16 protein-coding genes are annotated in these 18,348 nt (G+C 65.7%); 10 read left to right on the top strand and 6 right to left on the bottom strand.

All coding sequences use genetic code 11. The features are described 5' to 3' along the window. The first annotated feature begins 37 nt into the window (after nt 1-37). The 9 genes from QA649_RS10815 to QA649_RS10775 all read left to right on the top strand — a co-directional run bounded on the left by QA649_RS10815 (nt 38) and on the right by QA649_RS10775 (nt 10,257). A complete protein-coding gene (locus QA649_RS10815) occupies nt 38-535 on the top strand; it encodes a DciA family protein (protein ID WP_283024157.1) in 498 nt (165 codons plus the stop codon). Between the two features lie 140 nt (nt 536-675). Then, a complete protein-coding gene (locus tag QA649_RS10810; protein ID WP_283024156.1) occupies nt 676-1,332 on the top strand; it encodes a DsbA family protein in 657 nt (218 codons plus the stop codon). A 218-nt stretch (nt 1,333-1,550) separates the two neighbouring features. Then, nucleotides 1,551-5,015 carry a chromosome segregation protein SMC gene (gene smc / locus QA649_RS10805; RefSeq protein ID WP_283024155.1) on the top strand — a complete coding sequence of 1,155 codons (3,465 nt, stop codon included), beginning with the start codon at nt 1,551-1,553 and terminating at the stop codon, nt 5,013-5,015. Nucleotides 5,016-5,125: 110 nt separating this feature from the next. Beyond that, complete coding sequence (locus tag QA649_RS10800; RefSeq protein WP_283024154.1) at nt 5,126-6,103, top strand: small ribosomal subunit Rsm22 family protein; 978 nt, start codon at nt 5,126-5,128, stop codon at nt 6,101-6,103. 136 nt (nt 6,104-6,239) lie between these two features. Beyond that, nucleotides 6,240-6,800, top strand: a complete 561-nt coding sequence (locus QA649_RS10795; RefSeq protein WP_260385569.1) for a LemA family protein — start codon at nt 6,240-6,242, stop codon at nt 6,798-6,800. Nucleotides 6,801-6,938: 138 nt separating this feature from the next. Next, the gene (locus QA649_RS10790; protein ID WP_283024153.1) at nt 6,939-8,147 is read left to right on the top strand and encodes a M48 family metallopeptidase; all 1,209 of its coding nucleotides are present in this window, start codon (nt 6,939-6,941) and stop codon (nt 8,145-8,147) included. A gap of 209 nt (nt 8,148-8,356) precedes the next feature. Further along, a complete protein-coding gene (locus QA649_RS10785) occupies nt 8,357-9,109 on the top strand; it encodes a hypothetical protein (protein ID WP_018648829.1) in 753 nt (250 codons plus the stop codon). A gap of 62 nt (nt 9,110-9,171) precedes the next feature. Beyond that, nucleotides 9,172-9,840 (top strand): hypothetical protein, encoded by a 669-nt coding sequence (locus QA649_RS10780; protein WP_283024152.1) that lies wholly within the window; start codon nt 9,172-9,174, stop codon nt 9,838-9,840. A gap of 87 nt (nt 9,841-9,927) precedes the next feature. Beyond that, nucleotides 9,928-10,257, top strand: coding sequence for a GIY-YIG nuclease family protein (locus QA649_RS10775; protein ID WP_283024151.1), 330 nt, complete (start codon nt 9,928-9,930; stop codon nt 10,255-10,257). Nucleotides 10,258-10,272: 15 nt separating this feature from the next. Here QA649_RS10775 and QA649_RS10770 read toward each other — a convergent pair whose 3' ends face one another. The 6 genes from QA649_RS10770 to petA form a co-directional block, all read right to left on the bottom strand. After that, the gene (locus QA649_RS10770; RefSeq protein WP_011085277.1) at nt 10,273-10,812 is read right to left on the bottom strand and encodes an adenine phosphoribosyltransferase; all 540 of its coding nucleotides are present in this window, start codon (nt 10,810-10,812) and stop codon (nt 10,273-10,275) included. Between the two features lie 117 nt (nt 10,813-10,929). Next, on the bottom strand, nt 10,930-13,095 hold the full coding sequence (locus tag QA649_RS10765) for an anthranilate synthase component I (protein ID WP_283024150.1): 2,166 nt from the start codon (nt 13,093-13,095) through the stop codon (nt 10,930-10,932). Between the two features lie 273 nt (nt 13,096-13,368). Further along, nucleotides 13,369-13,983, bottom strand: a complete 615-nt coding sequence (locus QA649_RS10760; RefSeq protein WP_283024149.1) for a hypothetical protein — start codon at nt 13,981-13,983, stop codon at nt 13,369-13,371. Nucleotides 13,984-14,014: 31 nt separating this feature from the next. Next, nucleotides 14,015-14,689, bottom strand: coding sequence for a dienelactone hydrolase family protein (locus QA649_RS10755; RefSeq protein WP_283024148.1), 675 nt, complete (start codon nt 14,687-14,689; stop codon nt 14,015-14,017). 243 nt (nt 14,690-14,932) lie between these two features. Then, entirely contained in the window at nt 14,933-16,996 is a 2,064-nt protein-coding gene (gene fbcH, locus QA649_RS10750) for a cytochrome b/c1 (protein ID WP_018648835.1), read from the bottom strand. A gap of 62 nt (nt 16,997-17,058) precedes the next feature. Then, on the bottom strand, nt 17,059-17,589 hold the full coding sequence (gene petA / locus QA649_RS10745) for a ubiquinol-cytochrome c reductase iron-sulfur subunit (protein WP_011085272.1): 531 nt from the start codon (nt 17,587-17,589) through the stop codon (nt 17,059-17,061). A gap of 281 nt (nt 17,590-17,870) precedes the next feature. On the opposite strand from petA, the gene QA649_RS10740 reads away from it, so the two are divergent. After that, nucleotides 17,871-18,338, top strand: coding sequence for a tRNA (cytidine(34)-2'-O)-methyltransferase (locus QA649_RS10740; RefSeq protein ID WP_283024147.1), 468 nt, complete (start codon nt 17,871-17,873; stop codon nt 18,336-18,338). Nucleotides 18,339-18,348 lie beyond the last annotated feature (10 nt).

Genomic DNA, 18,348 nt, shown 5'->3' with positions numbered 1-18,348 from the left:
TTCGTGGTCGCCCGCCCGCAATGCTATAAGGCTCCCCATGTCCAAATCCGGTCCCATCTTCAAGCCCGGTCCCATCAGCGCAAAACCGCTCGGGATCCTGCTCAACGACGTCTTTGCCGAGGCCTATGCCAAGCAGGGCTTTGCCGCCCGTGAGCTGGTGACGCGGTGGGCGCAGATCGCGGGACCCGAGATCGCGGCCCATGCCGAGCCGCTCAAGATGCAATGGCCCCGGCCGGTCGAGGGCCAGCCGCAGGAGCCGGCGACGCTGGTACTGCGGGTCGAGGGACCGATGGCGCTGGAGATCCAGCACTCGGCCGACGTGATCCTGGAGCGGGTCAACCGCTTCTTCGGCTGGAGCGCGGTCGGCAAGCTGGCCTTCCGCCAGGCCCCCCTGTCGCGGCCCCGGACCCGGAAGCGGCCCGGCCCGCCGGACCCCAAGGCGGTCGCCAAAGTGGCCGAGAGCCTGACCGACATCGAAGATGAAGAATTGAAGTCGGCGCTGGCGCGGCTCGGGGCCGCCATCAAGCGAAATTGAGCCTCATTTCGCGGGCAATCTGGACCCGTCCTTGCGGCCCGCCATTGCCTCAAGCGACGTTTCAAGCTAGCGACAGGCCGCCCGGGCGGGAACCTTGACCCGATCCTTTGGGCGACACTTTGCCAATTCGGGAGCCGACCTTGATCATCACCCGCCGCGCCTTCACCACGATGCTGTCGCTGACCGGGCTTGCCGCGGTCGCCGGGCTCTCGCCGCTGCGGTTCATCTCCGGGGCGATGGCACAATCTGCCGCCGATGTGGCGAAGCCGGTGTCGCTGCCCGACATGGCGCTCGGCCCGAAGGACGCCGCCGTCACCATCACCGAATACGCCTCGATGACCTGCCCGCACTGCGCCGCCTTCAACGAGCAGGTGTTCCCCAAGATCAAGTCGGAGTACATCGACACCGGCAAGGTGCGTTACATCTTCCGCGAGTTCCCGCTCGACATCAAAGCGGCCGCCGGCTCGATGCTGTCGCGCTGCATCGCCAAGGACGACGCACCGAAATACTTCGCCGTCACCGACATGCTGTTCCGCCAGCAGAGCGACTGGGTGTTGAAGAACACCACCGAGACCCTGACGCGGATCGGCAAGCAGGCCGGCCTCACCCAGCAGCAGGTCGAAGCCTGCCTGAAGGACCAGGCGCTGCTCGACAAGATCGCCGCCGACCAGAAATATGCCAGCGACGTGTTGAAGGTGGATTCGACGCCGACCTTCTTCATCAACGGCGAGAAGATCAAGGGCGAGGCCTCGTTCGAGGAGTTCGCCAAGAAGATCAACCCGCTGCTGAAGAGCTGATTCGCTCGTCAAGATCCTGATTCGCATCTCGAAAGCCGTATCTTTCCCGGCATAAATCCCTTGGGAAAAGCGGTTTTCGCCGGTTGCCCTCGCGGCGCACCGCGGCCATTGTCCAGCCGCATGAGGCGCCTCGCGCGACTCGCCCCGGATAGCGACATTGCCTTCCATGGTATTGTCCCGGCAGGGGGATTCGCGCCTGCCAACAGAGATGCGTGCTTATGAAAATCACCCGCCTGCGACTTCACGGCTTCAAGTCCTTCGTTGAGCCCACGGACTTCGTCATCGAGCCCGGCCTGACCGGCGTGGTCGGTCCCAACGGCTGCGGCAAGTCGAATCTCGTCGAAGCGCTGCGCTGGGCGATGGGTGAAACGTCGTACAAGAGCTTGCGTGCCGCCGACATGGACGCGGTGATCTTCGCCGGCTCCGGCAACCGTCCCGCGCGCAACCACGCCGAAGTGACGATGACGATCGACAACGCCGATCGCACCGCGCCGGCCGCGATGAACGACAGCCAGCTGCTCGAAATCTCCCGCCGCATCGAGCGCGAGGCCGGCTCGGTCTACCGCATCAACGGCCGCGACGTGCGCGCCCGCGACGTGCAGATCCTGTTCGCGGATGCCGCCACCGGCGCGCGCTCGCCGGCCCTCGTCCACCAGGGCAAGATCGGCGAGATCATCCAGGCCAAGCCCGAGCAGCGCCGCCGCGTGCTGGAAGACGCCGCCGGCGTCGCCGGTCTGCATGCCCGCCGCCACGAGGCCGAGCTGCGCCTGAAGGCCGCCGAAACCAACCTCACCCGCGTCGAGGACGTGATCGGCCAGCTCTCGGGCCAGATGGAAGGCCTGAAGAAGCAGGCTCGCCAGGCCGTGCGCTACCGCGAAGTTGCCGCGAAGGTCCGCAAGGCCGAAGCCACCCTGTTCCACCTGCGCTGGATCGGCGCCCATGCCGACGTCAACGAGTCCGGCCAGACCCATGACCTCGCGGTGCGCGAGATGGCCGAGCGCACCCAGCACCAGGCCGAAGCCGCCCGCATCCAGGCGATCCGCGCCGCCGAAATGCCGGCGCTGCGCGATGCCGAAGCGCGCGCCGCCGCCGGGCTGCAGCGCCTCACCAATGCCCGCGAGCTGCTCGACCGCGAGGAAGAGCGCGCGAAGGAGCGCGTCGCCGAGCTCGAGCGCCGCCTCGCCCAGTTCGAAGGCGACATTTCCCGTGCTCAACAACAAACCATGGACGCCGACGTCGCGCTGCAGCGGCTCGACACCGAAGACGCCGAGCTGAAGGAAGAGATCAAGTCGCGCGTCGAGAAGCGCTCCGGCGTCGACGAGAGCGTCGGCGAAGCCGAGGCGGTGCTGACCGAGACCGAGCAGCAGTTCGCCGAGCTCACCACCGCGCTCGCCGACCTCACCGCCAAGCGCAACCAGCTCGAAGCCAACGTCCGCACCCACCGCGACAAGCTCGCCCGGCTCGACCAGGAGATCGCGAACGTCACCGCCGAAGAGCAGAAGCTCACTGAAGCGACCGGTGGCTTCGGCGATCTCGATGAGCTGACCGCGCTGGTCGAGACCGCGGAGCAGACGCTGGCTGCTTCGGAAGCCGCGGCGCAGGCGAGTGAAGCCGCTCATGTCGCGGCGCGCCAGACGCTGGAATCCTCGCGCTCGCCGCTGGTCGAAGCCGACAAGCGCGCGCAGCGGCTGGAAACCGAGGCGCGCACGATCTCCAAGATCCTCAACGGCGAGACCAAGAATCTGTGGCCGCCGATCATCGACGGCATCACCGTCGACAAGGGCTTTGAAAAGGCGATCGGCGCCGCGCTCGGCGACGATCTCGACGCGCCGATCGACCCGTCGGCGCCGATGCGCTGGACCAATGTCGGACACACCGAAGGCGATCCGGAGCTGCCCGAAGGCGCCGTTCCGCTCTCCAACCATGTGCAGGCGCCGGCCGAGCTGGCTCGCCGCCTCGCCCAGATCGGCGTGGTGCCGCGCGAGCGCGGCGCCGAGCTGGTCTCGCAGCTCAAGACCGGCCAGCGGCTGGTCTCGCCCGAGGGCGACGTCTGGCGCTGGGACGGTTTTGTCGCCGCGGCGCATGCCCCGACCGGTGCCGCTCGGCGTCTCGCCGAGCGTGCCCGCCTCGTCGACATCGAGAACGAGCTGGAGCAGGCCCGTATCGACGCGCAGATCAAGCGCCAAGCGCTGGAGAATGCCGAGTCCGAATTGCAGATGGCCGCGAGCACTGAAGGTGCTTCGCGTGAAGCCTGGCGCGCTGCGCAGCGCGAGCTCAATGCCGCGCGCGAGCGCCATGCGACCGCCGAGCGCGAGATCAGCCGCCACGCCGCGCGCAAGGCGACGCTGTCGGAAGCGCACAGCCGTCTCGCCGCCGATCGCGCCGAAGCCGAAGCCGCCTACGAATACGCCGAGGCCGGCATCTCCGAGCTGCCGTCGAGCGAAGACACCGAGACTCGTCTGGCCGCCGTTCGCAGCGACATCGAGGCTCATCGCCGCATGGCCGCCCAGGTCCGCGCCGAGGCGCAGGCGCTGGCGCGCGAGGCCGAGCTTGCCGACCGCCGCGTGCAGGCGATCCTCGCCGAACGCACCGAGTGGGCGAACCGCAAGGAGAGCGCGGCCTCCCACATCGACACCATCCAGGCCCGTATCGCCGAACTCACGATCGAGCGCAGCGATCTCGAAAACGCGCCGCAGGTGTTCGCCGAGAAGCGCAGCGCGCTGATCACCGAGATCGAATACGCCGAGAACGACCGCCGCATGGCCGCCGACGCGCTCGCCTCCGCAGAGACCGCGATGGCCGAGACCGACCGCGTCGCCAAGCTGACGCTCGAAGCCCTCTCCAGCTCGCGCGAGGCCACCGCCCGCGCCGAGGAGCGCATGGAAGGCGCGCGGCGCCGGCTGGACGACATCGAGCGCGAGATCCGCGACATGCTCGAGGTCGAGCCGCAGGCGGTTGCCGGCCTTGCCGAGATCGAGCCCGGCGCCGAGCTGCCGCCGCTGCACGACATCGAGGAAGACCTCGAAAAGATGCGCCGCGACCGCGAGCGCCTGGGCGCGGTGAACCTGCGCGCCGAGGAAGAGCTGCGCGAGGTCGAGACCCAGCACACCGGCCTCGTCACCGAACGCGACGACCTGGTCGAAGCCATCAAGCGGCTGCGCCAGGGCATCCAGAGCCTCAACAAGGAAGCCCGCGAGCGGCTCCTGACCTCGTTCGAGGTCGTCAACAACCACTTCAAGCGTCTGTTCGTCGAGCTGTTCGGCGGCGGCGAGGCCGCGCTGCATTTGATCGAGAGCGACGATCCGCTCGAAGCCGGTCTCGAGATCATCGCAAAGCCGCCGGGCAAGAAGCCGCAGACGCTGTCGCTGCTCTCGGGCGGTGAGCAGGCGCTGACCGCGATGGCGCTGATCTTCGCGGTGTTCTTGACCAACCCCTCGCCGATCTGCGTGCTGGACGAAGTCGACGCACCGCTCGACGACCACAACGTCGAACGGTACTGCAACCTGCTGCACGAGATGACCGGCTCGACCGACACGCGCTTCATCATCATCACGCACAACCCGATCACGATGGCGCGGATGAACCGGCTATTCGGCGTCACCATGGCCGAGCGCGGCGTGTCGCAGCTGGTGTCGGTGAGCCTGTCCGAGGCGGTGGACATTCTCGACCAGAACGTGGCGTGATATCCTTGGCGTCATTCCGGGGCTCGCGCAGCGAGAACCCGGAATCTCGCGCGACAATCTCTGGACTCCGGGTTCGCGCTACGCGCGCCCCGGAATGACGGTGGGCAAGCATGGTCTCACCCACCCTCCCCGCCGAACTGAAAGCGGCCCTCGACGGCAAGCTGCAGGGCTTCTCGCGCACCGATGCGGCACAGCGCTCGCAGAAAATCTCCACCACCTATCGCTCAGGCGGCGGCTCCGGCACGATCAAGTCGGAGGCCGATGCGCTCGCCTATGCACTCGCACGCATGCCGGCGACCTACGCTGCGGTGGCCGCGAGCCTGAACGCGCTGATCGAGATCGCGCCTGACCTCGCCCCGGAAACCCTGCTCGACGTCGGCGCAGGTCCCGGCACCGCGAGCTGGGCCGCGGCCGAGGCATTCCCGTCGCTGCAGGATTTCACGCTTCTGGACGCCAACGCTACGCTGAGCCGGCTCGCGCTTGACCTCGCGCGCGACAGCACGCGTCTGGCGGAGTGCCGCTATCTGCCCGGCGATGCCGGCGGCAACCTCACTGAAGTCTCGCAAGCCGATCTCGTCGTTGCCAGCTACATCATCGGCGAGCTCGGCGAGAGCGACCAGCGCAAGCTTGCGGAGGCCATGTGGTCCAAAGCCCGCCACGCGCTGGTGGTGATCGAGCCCGGCACGCCCGCCGGCTACGCCCGCATCCTCGCGCTGCGCCAGCAGCTGATCGCAGCGGGTGCCTACGTCGCCGCGCCCTGCCCGCACGAAAAACCCTGCCCGCTCGCCGCGCCCGACTGGTGCCATTTTTCCCAGCGCCTGCCGCGCTCGCAGGCCCACCGCCAGATCAAGGGCGCCGAGGTCCCGTTCGAGGACGAGCGCTTCATCTACGTCGCCCTGACCCGCACACCGCCCGCCACGCGCGCCCGGCGCGTGCTGGCGCCGCCGGATGTCGGCAAGGCCGAGATCACGGCAAAGCTTTGCACGGAGGGCGGCGTTGAGCTCGCGAAGGTCCCCCGCCGCGACAAGGCCGCCTACGCGAACGCCCGTCGCTGGCGCTGGGGCGATGCCGTCATTGCCGAAAGTTAACTCGATCCGCGCCTTTGCCTTGAACTCGGATGGCTCCCGGTCCGACCAAATCCTACCTCCCCTCTGCGCCGGGGCTCTCGCTCTGCGCCAATTTGGTCTACCCTAGCGCCCGCCTTTCCCCCTTCAGGAGTTCTCCATGTCGACCGGCTGGATCGTTCTCGGCGTTGTCGTCGTCCTCGTGTTCCTGGCCTTCAGTGCCTACAACCGCCTGGTGGCGCTGAGCCAGCGCGTCGGCCAGGCCTTTGCCGATATCGACGTACAGCTCAAGCAGCGCCATGACCTGGTCCCGAACCTGGTCGAGACCGTGAAGGGCTATGCCTCGCACGAGCGCGGCACGCTCGACGACGTCATCAAGGCGCGCAATTCGGCAATGTCCGCGCAGGGGCCGGCGCAGGTGTCCGCGGCCGAGACCCAGCTCTCCGGCGCGCTCGGCCGGCTGATCGCGCTGTCGGAGGCCTATCCGGACCTCAAGGCCAACGCCAATTTCCAACAGCTCGCCTCCGAGCTCTCCGACCTCGAAAACAAGATCGCGGCGAGCCGCCGCTTCTTCAACAACGCGGTCCAGGAATACAACACGGGCATCCAGCAGATGCCCGCCGCCCTGTTCGCCGGCATGTTCGGCTTCACCAGGAAGGATTTCTTCGATCTCGGCGCCAGCCGCACCGAGGTCGAGGCTGCGCCGCAGGTGAAGTTCTGATTCAGCGCACCGAAGGGTGTCATTCCGGGGCGATGCGAAGCATCGAACCCGGAATCTCTTTGAGATCACCAATCTCTGGATTCCGGGTTCAGGCCTGCGGCCTGCCCCGGAATGACGGGTGATTAAACGGAAGCAGTCATGGCCGCGTACGGTCTCTACACGCACATCGCCTCGAACAAGTTTCGTTCGATGCTGCTGCTCGCCGGCCTGTTCGCGCTGGTCTACGTGCTGGTCTATGCCGGCGCGCTGGTCGCCGAAGTCCTGATCGACAGCAACCGGACCGTCGCCTTCTACCTGAGCCACGCCTTTAAGGATCTGAGAGTCGCCGCGCCCGTCGCGACGATCGTGACGGCGCTCTGGGTCGTGATCGCCTATTTCTTCCACCAGTCGATGATCGATGCGGTGACTGGCGGCCACGACGTCACCCGCCAGGAGGAGCCGCGGCTCTACAATCTGCTCGAAAATCTCTGCATCTCGCGCGGCATCACCATGCCGAAGCTGAAGATCATGGAGAGCCCGGCGCTGAACGCGTTCGCGACCGGCCTCAATCCGCGGCAATATTCGGTCACCGTCACCACTGGTCTTCTCAACGCGCTGAACGACAAGGAGATCGAGGCGGTGCTGGGCCACGAGCTGACCCACATCAGGAACGGCGACGTGCAGCTGATGGTGGTCGCCGTCATCATCGCCGGCGTGGTCGGCTTCTTCGGCGAATTGTTCTTCCGCCTGTTCACGAACTTGAGCTGGAACTCCGGCGGCTCGTGGTCCTCGGGCTCTTCGTCATCGTCACGCTCGTCCTCCTCGTCGAGCGACAGCAAGAGCTCCGGCGGCGGCGCGGTGATCGTCATCATCATCGCGGTTGTGCTGATCGTGGTGGCCTGGCTGATGTCGCAGGTGGTGAAGCTCGCGCTGTCGCGCTCGCGCGAATATCTCGCCGACGCCGGCTCGGTCGAACTGACGAAAGACCCCGATGCCATGATCTCGGCGCTGCGCAAGATCGAAAATCGCGGCGAGCTGCCGGGCGCAACCTCGGCGGTGATGGAGCTCTGCGTCGACAATCCGCGCGAGGGCTTTGCCGACCTGTTTGCCACCCACCCCTCGGTGCAGTCCCGGGTCGACGCACTGGTCAAGTTCGCCGGCGGCCATGACCCCGGTCCGCTGCCGGACCCGACTGAAGAGACAGACCAGCGCGAGACGGAACAACCCGGGGCGCAGGATAACCCGCCGCCGCTGTCGCAGGGGCCATGGGGCGATGCAGCCGGTCCGGCCAACCCGCCGCCCGTTCCCGCACCGAGCCCCTCAGGCGCGCCGGCAGGCAATCCGATGGGACCGTGGGGCCGTCACTGAGCGACGCGATCGGCCGCGGTTCGTGGCGGGTTTGACACCGATCGGGAAAAACCTCGGGAATTGCCGCAACCGGGGCGCAAGGAATTGAATTCTCCCTTGTTTCTGCCATCTTCGCGCCCAACAGCAGACTTGGGACGTCCTTTGGGACATCGATTTGGGGCCCGGCCGATTGCGACCTCGCGATCGGGGGCGCGCGTTAGGGGACAGCAATGGCAAAGCCGGCAGTGGTTGTGGTGGGCGCGGACAAGGGCGGGGTCGGCAAGACCACGGTATCGCGCACCCTGCTCGATTATTTCTCAGCCAACAACGTGCCGACGCGCGCCTTCGACACGGAATCGCCGCGCGGAACCCTGAAGCGTTTCCACCCTGACATCACCGAGATCGTCGACATGACGACGACGTCGGACCAGATGAAGATCTTCGACACGCTCAACGCCGTCAGCCCTTCGGTCACCGTCATCGACGTCCGCGCCGGCCTGCTCTCGCCGGCGCTGGCCTCGCTGCGCGACATCGGCTTCCTCGACGCCGCCAAGGCCGGCCAGATCACGTTCGCGGTGTTCCATATCCTCGGACCCTCGATCGCCTCGCTGGAGGAGATCGCCGAGACCGCGGGCTTCATGACCGGCGCGAAATATTTCCTGGTCAAGAACTTCATCAACGACACCCAGTTCTTCCAGTGGGACCAGGCGACCTATAATTCCTACTTCCACCGCATCAAGGACGCCACCGAGCTGACCATCCCCAAGCTCAACGAGATGGCCTATGAGCAGGTCGAGGTTTCCTCCGTCCCGTTCCTGAAATTCGTCGCCAACAAGGGCATCAGCGACGAGGCCGCGAACTATTCGTTCGTGCTGCGCGGCTATGTCCGGCACTGGCTGGCCAATGTCTGGAGCGAGTTCGACCGCATCCGCCTGACCGACATCGTCGGTTCGAAGCCGGCGACCCGCAACACCGAAAAATAGTTGCGGAGCCCGGGCTGATGCGGCTGGATTGGGCGACAAGTTCGCTCAAATAATAGCCTGCAATGTCCGCGACCCCGGTCTACATCATCTGCTCGCCCCGCCCGCAGGTCGGCAAGACCCTGCTGGCGCGGCTGTTGAGCGAATTCCTGCTGCTCAAGAACGGCAACGTCGCGGCCTTCGACGTCAACCTGAAGGAGCCGTCGCTGCTGGATTATTTGCCGAAGATCACGGAGACCGCCGACGTGATCGACACCTACGGCAAGATGCAGCTGATGGACCGTGTCATCGTCGACGACGGGCTCGCCAAGGTCATCGACCTCGGCTTCCACGCCTTCGACGAGTTCTTCAAGATGACCGAAGAGATCGGCCTGCTCAAGGAAGCGGCGCGCCGCCATGTCGCGCCGCAGATCCTGTTCGTCGCCGACACCGACCGCGTCTCGGCCCGCGCGCATGAGATGCTGCGCGGACAGATCCCGCGGATGAACCTGATCACGGTGGACAACGAATATGTCGTGCGCGGCGAGCTGCCGCCTGCGATGGCGACCGGCCGGCTGTTCCGCCTGCCGGCTCTGCCGGGGTTCCTGAAGACCTATATCGACCGGCTCAGCTTCTCCTTCACCGGCTATCTGCGCCAGGAGAAGGACCACTCCACCGAGCTGCACCAGTGGACGCGCAGGAATTACCTCGCGTTCCGGGAGCTGGAGCTCAACCTGATCCTGCAGCGGTCGTAGATTATTTTACCCGGATAATATTGACTGCAGGCTGGAGCGGGCTTATTGAGGCCGACATTGGTATCCCTCAACAAGGTCCTATCCCCCGTGAGCATCGACCGGAAAGCAGCGATCGCAGCCTACAAGGAGCGGAAGACCGTTGCGGGCATCTACGTCGTCCGCTGCGCGGCCTCAGGCGAGGCCTGGGTCGGCCAAGCGCCGAACCTCGAGACGATCCAGAACCGCATCTGGTTCTCGCTGCGCCAGGGCAGCCACACCTGCCGCGGCCTCCAGGCGGCCTGGAACGCGCATGGCGAGGCAGGCCCCTTCGGCGAATGCGAGCGTCTTGAGGATGAGGAGAGCGCCTATGTCAGGAACGCACTCCTGAAGGATCGCGTGCTGCACTGGCAGGCCGAACTGAAGGCAGAGGCGATCTGACGATCGCGCTGACCTTTAGTGCCCCTCGAACGTCATCAGCGTGCGCACCGGCACGTCCATGGCGCGCAGCTTGGCGGCGCCGCCGAGCTCGGGCAGGTCGATGATGAAGCAGGCCGCGACGACATTGGCGCCGATCTGGCGCAGCAGCTTCACCGCGCCTTCCGCGGTGCCGCCGGTGGCGATGAGGTCGTCGACCAGGATCACGCGCTCGCCGGGCTGAATCGCGTCGACATGCATCTCCATCTCGTCGATGCCGTATTCGAGCGAATAGGCGATGCGCACGGTGGTGTGCGGCAGCTTGCCCTTCTTGCGGATCGGCACGAAGCCGGCCGAGAGCTGGTGCGCCACCGCGCCGCCGATGATGAAGCCGCGCGCCTCCATGCCGGCGACCTTGTCGATCTTGTTGCCGGCCCAGGGATTGACGAGCTCGTCCACCGCGCGGCGGAAGGCGCGCGCATCCGCGAGCAGGGTCGTGATGTCGCGGAACATGATCCCCGGCTTGGGATAGTCGGGAATGGTGCGGACGCTCGCCTTCAGATCGTGGTCAAAGGTCATTCGTTTCTCGTTTCGTTGTCATTCCGGGGCGGCTCGAAGAGCCGAACCCGGAATCTCGAGATTCCGGGTCTGGTGCTAGCGCACCATCCCGGAATGACGAGGTGAAATATCCTGCACTCAATTCGCCCCCGCATCCAGCCGGAACGCATTCTCGACAATCTTCAAACCCACCTCGTTGCCGAGCGACATCAGCGATTCCGGGTGGAATTGCACCCCGGCGACCGGCAGGGTCTTGTGCTCCAGCGCCATGGCGACACCGTCCTCGGTGCTGGCGGTAACGCTCAGCACCTCCGGCATGCTGTCGCGCTCGACGAAGAGCGAGTGATAGCGGCCGATGACGATCTCGTTCGGCAGGTTGCGCATCAGTCGCCCGCCGCGCACCTGGACCCGCGAGGGACGGCCATGAGCGGGATGGGTGAGCTGGCCGAGCTCGCCGCCGAAATATTCGCCGATCGCCTGCACGCCGAGGCAGACGCCGAACACCGGCAGCTTCTTCTCCAGCGCCGCATCGATCGTCTTCCTGATCCCGAAATCCTCAGGGCGCCCGGGGCCGGGCGACAGCACCAGCAAGTCCCACCTCTTCTGCTTGAGCATGTCGAGCGCATGCACATAGCGGACCACGGTGACGCCGGCGCCGACCTGGCGGAAATAATCGGCGAGCATGTGCACGAAACTGTCGTCGTGATCGATCAACAGCACCTGCTTGCCCGAGCCGGTGGCATCGGGCGCGAAGGTCGACAGCGGTTTTGGCGGATCGCCGCGCAGCGCCTGGAACAGGGCTGCCGCCTTGACCTGGCATTCGCGGTCTTCCGCGGCAGGATCAGAGTCGAACAGACAGGTGGCGCCGACGCGCACCTCCGCGAGACCATCCTTCATGCGGATGGTGCGGATGGTGAGGCCGGTGTTGATGCTGCCGTCGAAATTCACAGCTCCAATGGCGCCGGCGTACCAGCGCCGCGGCGAGCGCTCGTGATCCTCGACGAACTGCATCGCCCACAGCTTCGGCGCACCGGTGACGGTGACGGCCCAGGCATGGGTGAGGAAGGCATCGAGCGCATCGAAGCCGGGGCGCAGCATGCCCTCGACGTGATCGACGGTGTGGAACAGTTTTGAGTAGGTCTCGATCTGGCGACGTGCCAGCACCTTGATCGTGCCGGGGACGCAGACGCGCGCCTTGTCGTTGCGATCGACATCGGTGCACATGTTGAGCTCGAACTCGTCCTTCTCCGAGTTCAGGAGCTGGCGTATCTGCTCGGCATCGCCGATCGCGTCGGTGCCGCGTGCGATCGTGCCCGAGATCGGGCAGGTCTCGACGCGTCGGCCGTCCGAGCGCACGAACATTTCCGGCGAAGCCGAGACGAGAAACTCGCCTTCACCGAGATTCATCAGCGCGCCATAAGGCGACGGGTTGATGACGCAGAGGCGCTGGAAGACTTCGGCCGGCGAGCGGTCGCAGGGTTCGGCGAACAGCTGGCCCGGCACGGCCTCGAATAGATCGCCGCGGGCAAAAGCCGCGCGCGCGGTCTCGACGGTCGCCTGATATTCGCCGGGCGCGTGATCGGCGAAGCCCTGGCGCGGCGTCTTCAGATACGGGCTGTCGGCGGTCTCCCGCGGAAGGCCCTCCGTCGATTTGCCCTTCCAGGCGAAGTCGTAGGAGAGCACCACGCCGCGGCCGGTGGCGCGGTCATAGGCCAGCAGGCGATCGGGTACGTACAGCACGATGTCGCGCTGGTCGGCTTCCCGCGCGCGCTTCTGCACGAGGTCCTCGATCTGGAACACGAGGTCATAGGCGAAGGCGCCGAACAGGCCGAGCAGCCCGTCATCGTTGGTGGAGAAGGCGGCGACGAGGTCGCGCACCAGCGACATCACGCTGGCGCGCCGCGTGCGCTGGTCTTCCTCGACCGGGGCATCGCCGCGGATGATGTGGCCGGCAAGCCGCGTCGCCGTCTTCTCGGAGATGACGACACAGGGCTCGCGCAAAACGTCAGCGAGGAAGGCGATCAGCACCTGCCCGCGCGCGTTCAGCGCTTCCAGCTTGAAATTGACGCCTGATGTCTCGAGCTTGAGCGGCGGATCGGAGAAGCCGAGGTCAAAACTCTCGTAGCGGCCGGGCACGGTCGTGCCCGAGGACAGCACCACGCCGCGGCGGCGGTCGAGCAGGCTCACGAGATCGTCGAGCCTGCTGGCGCCGCCGGTGAACTGCTCCGCCACGCGCGTGATCGCGAGACCCGCACGGGTCGCGTACTCACTTCTGGCCGGGAGGGCAAAGACTGTCCTGTTCATGTGATCCTCTTGGGGTCCTCTTACGAGACTTGCCGAGGGAACGCCACACAGGACAAACGATCAGGCCGCCGCGCTGTGCTGGCGACCTTCAACGATTTTGAGAAAAGAAATCGCACCGGCCACCTCGTCAGGAGGTGCGCCACCAAAGACGGGCTGGGCGGACGGCGATGCTCATGGGGGCGATACTCACCATGGCCCGGGGGCGGCGTCAAGGGCCGGAACCTGGGCCGGTTCGGACTGAAGCGCCCGCCAGCCGGGGATTGCTGCGCGTGACTAAAGCTCGTCGGCCTGAGGCACCCAGTCGAATTTGCGTTTCTTCCGATCCCATTTCAGGACAGAGCTATCGTCGCATTCCATGCACGCCGAGGCGACCAGCGTGCCGCCCTTCCCCTTCCGAAGCGCGCCGAACTGACGGTCCGTGTGCACAGCGTTGACAAACCGGACCTTGGGCTTTCCGTCGGCGGGGTGATCGAGGATCAGGACGAACCGGCCCTTCGGGCCGGCGCACTCCTGAAAGACGCCGACCACCGCGACCTGTCTTGCCGCCGTGTCGTCGAAGCGGCCTTCGACGGCAAACGACATGCCGGCTGACTGCATCACATCGACACCACCTTCGAACAGAAGCTCTTTCGGAATCAGGTCCTTGCGGAATTCAGTCGCCTTGCACCAGCTCTTGCGGATCTGGTTCGCGGGGATGCCGCGAACCTCGGTCGTGAATGGATGGAAATCCGCAATGACCCACCAGGCCTCTTTCTTGAGGTCGCCGTTCAGCGTGACGAATGCCTGCTGCGCCGCCGCCTGAGCCGTCGTCAGCGCGGTGACGCTGGCAACGCCGACCATCGATCCAATGATCAGCCCAAGAAGGCGCGTGAAAGACGACGTCGACATGCTCCGTTGCTCCCGATCGGTCGCTCCGGTCTCACCCCAAATGCTTCCTGAAAAACTCCGTCGCCCGGCCCCAGGCGAGCTCGGCGGCCTCGCGGTCGTGCACGGCCTGGCGCTGCTCGTTGACGAAGGCGTGCTCGGCGTCATAGCGGAACAGCTCGAGCGACTTGCCGGCGGCCTTCATGGCCTTCTCGAAGCCGCCCACCAGCTCCGGCGTGCACCAATCGTCCTTGTTGGCGAAATGGGCCTGCAGCGGGATCTTGACGTCGGCAGGCTTGGCCGCTTGCTCCGGCGGGATGCCGTAGAACACGACGCCGGCGGCGAGCTCCGGGATTTTCGTCGCGCCGATGATGGTCACGGCTCCGCCGAGGCAGAAGCCTGTGAGCCCGACCTTGGCGCCGTTGCGCGACAGGTACTGCGTGGCGCCGCGCACGGTCTGCGTGGTGGCGTCCATGAAGTCGAGCGAGTTCATCTCCTTGTTGGCGCTCTCCGTGTCGTGATACGGCACCACCTTGCCCTTGTAGAGATCGGGCGCCAGCGCATCGAAGCCGGCGAGCGCGAAGCGGTCGCACAGGCCCTTGATCTGGTCCGACAAGCCCCACCATTCCTGGATCACGACCACGCCCGGCGCGTTGCCGCGTGCGGCGTTGGCGAGATAGCCCGATGCGTCCTTGCCGTCCGGGCGCTTGAAGGTGATGGCGGTTCCCATGGTGTCCTCCGGGTGAGTTTCTGGGGGAGCGGTTGGCGGTATTTTGGCGGGTGCGGGCGCGTGAAGCAATCCACACTCTCGTCATTCCGGGGCGCGCGATAGCGCGAGCCGGGAATCCATAGGGCCACGGAGTTGGTGGACGAATGGATTCCGGGCTCGATGCTGACGTATCGCCCCGGAATGACAGTCCAACAAAAAAGCCCCCTTGCGGGGGCTTTTTCATTTCGTCTCGTCGCGCGCCGCTCAGTGCGAGTCGGCCCAGACCTTCTTCTTGGTGAAGTACATCAGGCCGGCGAAGATGATCAGGAACACGAACACCTGGAAGCCGAGGCGCTTGCGCGCTTCCATGTGCGGCTCGGCCGTCCACATCAGGAACGTGGTGACGTCCTTGGAGTACTGCGCGACCGTGGTCGGGGAGCCGTCGTCATAGGTCACCTGGCCGTCGCTGAGCGGCTTCGGCATCTTGATGGCGTGGCCCGGGAAGTACCTGTTGAAGTAGGAGCCCTCCGGGATGGTGACGCCCTCCGGCACCTTCTCCTCAAACCCCTGAAGCACCGCCGCGACGTAGTCCGGGCCCTGCTCCTGATACTGGGTGAAGAAGTCGAAGATGAACCAGGGGAAACCGCGCTTGTAGGAGCGCGCCTTGGTGATCAGCGACAGGTCGGGCGGCGCCGCGCCGCCATTCGCCGCACGGGCGGCCTGCTCGTTCGGGAACGGTGACGGGAAATAATCCGCCGGCCGGCCCGGGCGCTCGAACATGTCGCCGGCATCGTTCGGGCCGTCCTTGACCTTGTACTCGGAGGCGAAGGCCGCCGCCTGGGCCACGGAATAGCTGGGTCCGCCGGGCTCCGCGAGGTTGCGGAAGGCGACATAGGACAGGCCGTGGCAGCTGGCGCAGACTTCCTTGTAGACCTTCAGGCCGCGCTGGAGCGCGCCGCGGTCGAACTTGCCGAAGGGACCGGCGAACGACCATTTGTTGCCCGGGGGCGTGTCGCTGCCTTCCGAGGCGCGGGCGTCCTGCAAGCTGCCGAGGAACAGCGCGCCGGCGGCGACCAGCGCGACCGCGACGGAAGCCACGGCCTTGCTGCCCTTGGCGAGAATCGCCTCCGAGATCGAGTTCGGCACCGGCCGCGGCGTCTCGATGCGCGAGAGCAGCGGCAGCACGATCAGGAAGTAGGCGAAGTAGCAGACCGTCAGGACGCGGCCGGCGACCACGTAGATGCCCTCCGGCGGCTGCGCGCCGAGATAGCCGAGCAGGATGCAGACCGCGACGAAGATCCAGAAGAACTGCTTGGCCAGCGGGCGGTACTTCGACGACCTGGTCTTGGCGGCATCGAGCCAGGGCAGGAAGCACAGGATGATGATCGCCCCGAACATCGCGATGACACCCGCGAGCTTGTTCGGAATCGAGCGCAGGATCGCGTAGAACGGCAGGTAATACCATTCCGGCACGATGTGCGGCGGCGTCACGCCCGGGTTCGCCGGAATGTAGTTGTCGGCATCGCCCAAGTAGTTCGGCATGTAGAAGATGAACCAGGCGTAGAGCAGCATGAAGCAGGCGACGCCGAACATGTCCTTGATGGTCGCGTGCGGCGTGAACGGCACCGTGTCCTTTTCCGTCTTCGGCTCGACGCCATCAGGGTTGTTCTGGCCGGCGACGTGCAGCGCCCAGACGTGGAGCACCACGACGCCCGCGATCACGAACGGCAAGAGATAGTGCAGCGAGAAGAAGCGGTTCAGCGTCGGGTTGCCGACCGAATAGCCGCCCCACAGCAGCGTCACGATGCTCTCGCCGACATAGGGAATGGCGGAGAACAGGTTGGTGATGACGGTGGCGCCCCAGAAGCTCATCTGGCCCCAGGGCAGCACGTAGCCCATGAAGCCGGTCGCCATCATCAGGAGGTAGATGATGACGCCGAGGATCCACAGCACCTCGCGCGGCTCCTTGTACGACCCGTAGTAAAGGCCGCGGAACATGTGGACGTAGACGGCGACGAAGAACATCGAGGCACCGACCGCGTGCATGTTGCGCAGCAGCCAGCCGTAGTTCACGTCACGGACGATCAGCTCGACCGACTTGAAGGCGAGATCGGCATTCGGCGTGTAGTGCATCGCCAGGATCACGCCGGTCAGGATCTGCATCCCCAGCATGAAGGAGAGGATGGCGCCGAAGGTCCACCAGTAGTTCAGGTTGCGCGGGGTGGGATAGGCGACGAAGGAGGAATGGATGAGACCAAAGATCGGCAGACGTCGCTCGATCCATTGCAGGGCCGGATTGCTCGGCTGGTAGTCGGATGGTCCGCTCATGATGCGATCCTGAGGAAATAGTACGACGAGACGGCGCGAAGCTTCGGACGTGGGTCCGAAGCTCAGCCGATCTGGATTTTGGTGTCGGAAACGAACTGGTACGGCGGCACCGGCAGGTTCGCGGGCGCGGGCCCCTGGCGGATGCGGCCGGACGAATCGTACTGCGAACCATGGCAGGGGCAGAAGAACCCGTCGTAATTGCCTTCATGGGCAATCGGGATGCAGCCGAGATGGGTGCAGATGCCGATCACCACCAGCCACTGTTCGTGGCCGGACTTGACCCGGGCCTCGTCGGACTGCGGATCGGGCAGGCTCGCGACGTTGACGGCGCGCGCCTCGTCGATCTGCTTCTTGGTGCGGTGGCTGATGTAGATCGGCTTGCCGCGCCAGAACACCTTGATGTCCTGGCCCTCGGCGATCGGGCTGAGATCGACCTCGATCGGCGCACCGGCGGCGATGGTCGAAGCATCAGGATTCATTTGAGAGATGAAGGGCCAGAGCGCGGCCGCGCCCCCTACTGCTGCAGCTGCCCCCGTTGCAACGAATAAGAAATCACGGCGTGTCGGATGGTCCGCCGAAGACGCTGTCGTCACGATTCCAACCCTTTCTTCTTATGCTGCCGGTGGAACCGCTCCAGGAGCCCCCCAAAGGTCCCTAGAGCAGTGCTGCCGGCGCCCGCGGCCCCCCGCGGCGGCAGAACTTCGCTTGTCCCCACCAGAATAGGGCGAAAACAGCAGTCCAGAATCGTTCTATTGGCACCCTTGCCGGGCGAGCGCAAGCCCGCTAACGGCGGGGAAGCGTGCAATGCACGAATTCCCGGGCAGGCGATGTTTTATTGAGACATTTCCGGCCCGCAACCCACCCTCCGCCGCCCATGCAGATAGCGCTTTTCCAGCCCGACATCCCCCAGAACACCGGCACGATTCTCCGGCTGTGCGCCTGCCTGGGCATCGCCGCCCATATCATCGAACCTGCGGGGTTCCCTGTCTCCGACCGGCATTTCCGCCGGGCGGGAATGGATTATCTCGATCAGGTCAGCATTACCCGCCATGACTCCTGGGCGAAGTTCGAGGACTGGCGCGCAGCACAAGGCTACCGCCTGCTGTTGTTCACCACCAAGGCCGCCACCGACTACCGCGATTTTCGTTACCAGACGTCGGACATCCTGCTATTCGGACGCGAGAGCGCCGGCGTCACCGACGCCGTGGTCGAGGCCGCCGATGCGCGGCTGGTGATCCCGGTCATGCCAGGGCTGCGATCGCTCAATGTCGCCATGAGCGCGGCGATGGCCGCAGGCGAGGCGTTGCGGCAGATCCGGAACCCGAGCGGTCCACAGGATTGAGGAGAGACCA

This window comes from Bradyrhizobium sp. CB1717 (assembly GCF_029714325.1).
GTDB lineage: Bacteria > Pseudomonadota > Alphaproteobacteria > Rhizobiales > Xanthobacteraceae > Bradyrhizobium.
The sequence above is the reverse complement of the archived record's forward strand: the minus strand, read 5'-3'. Positions and strand labels throughout refer to the sequence as shown.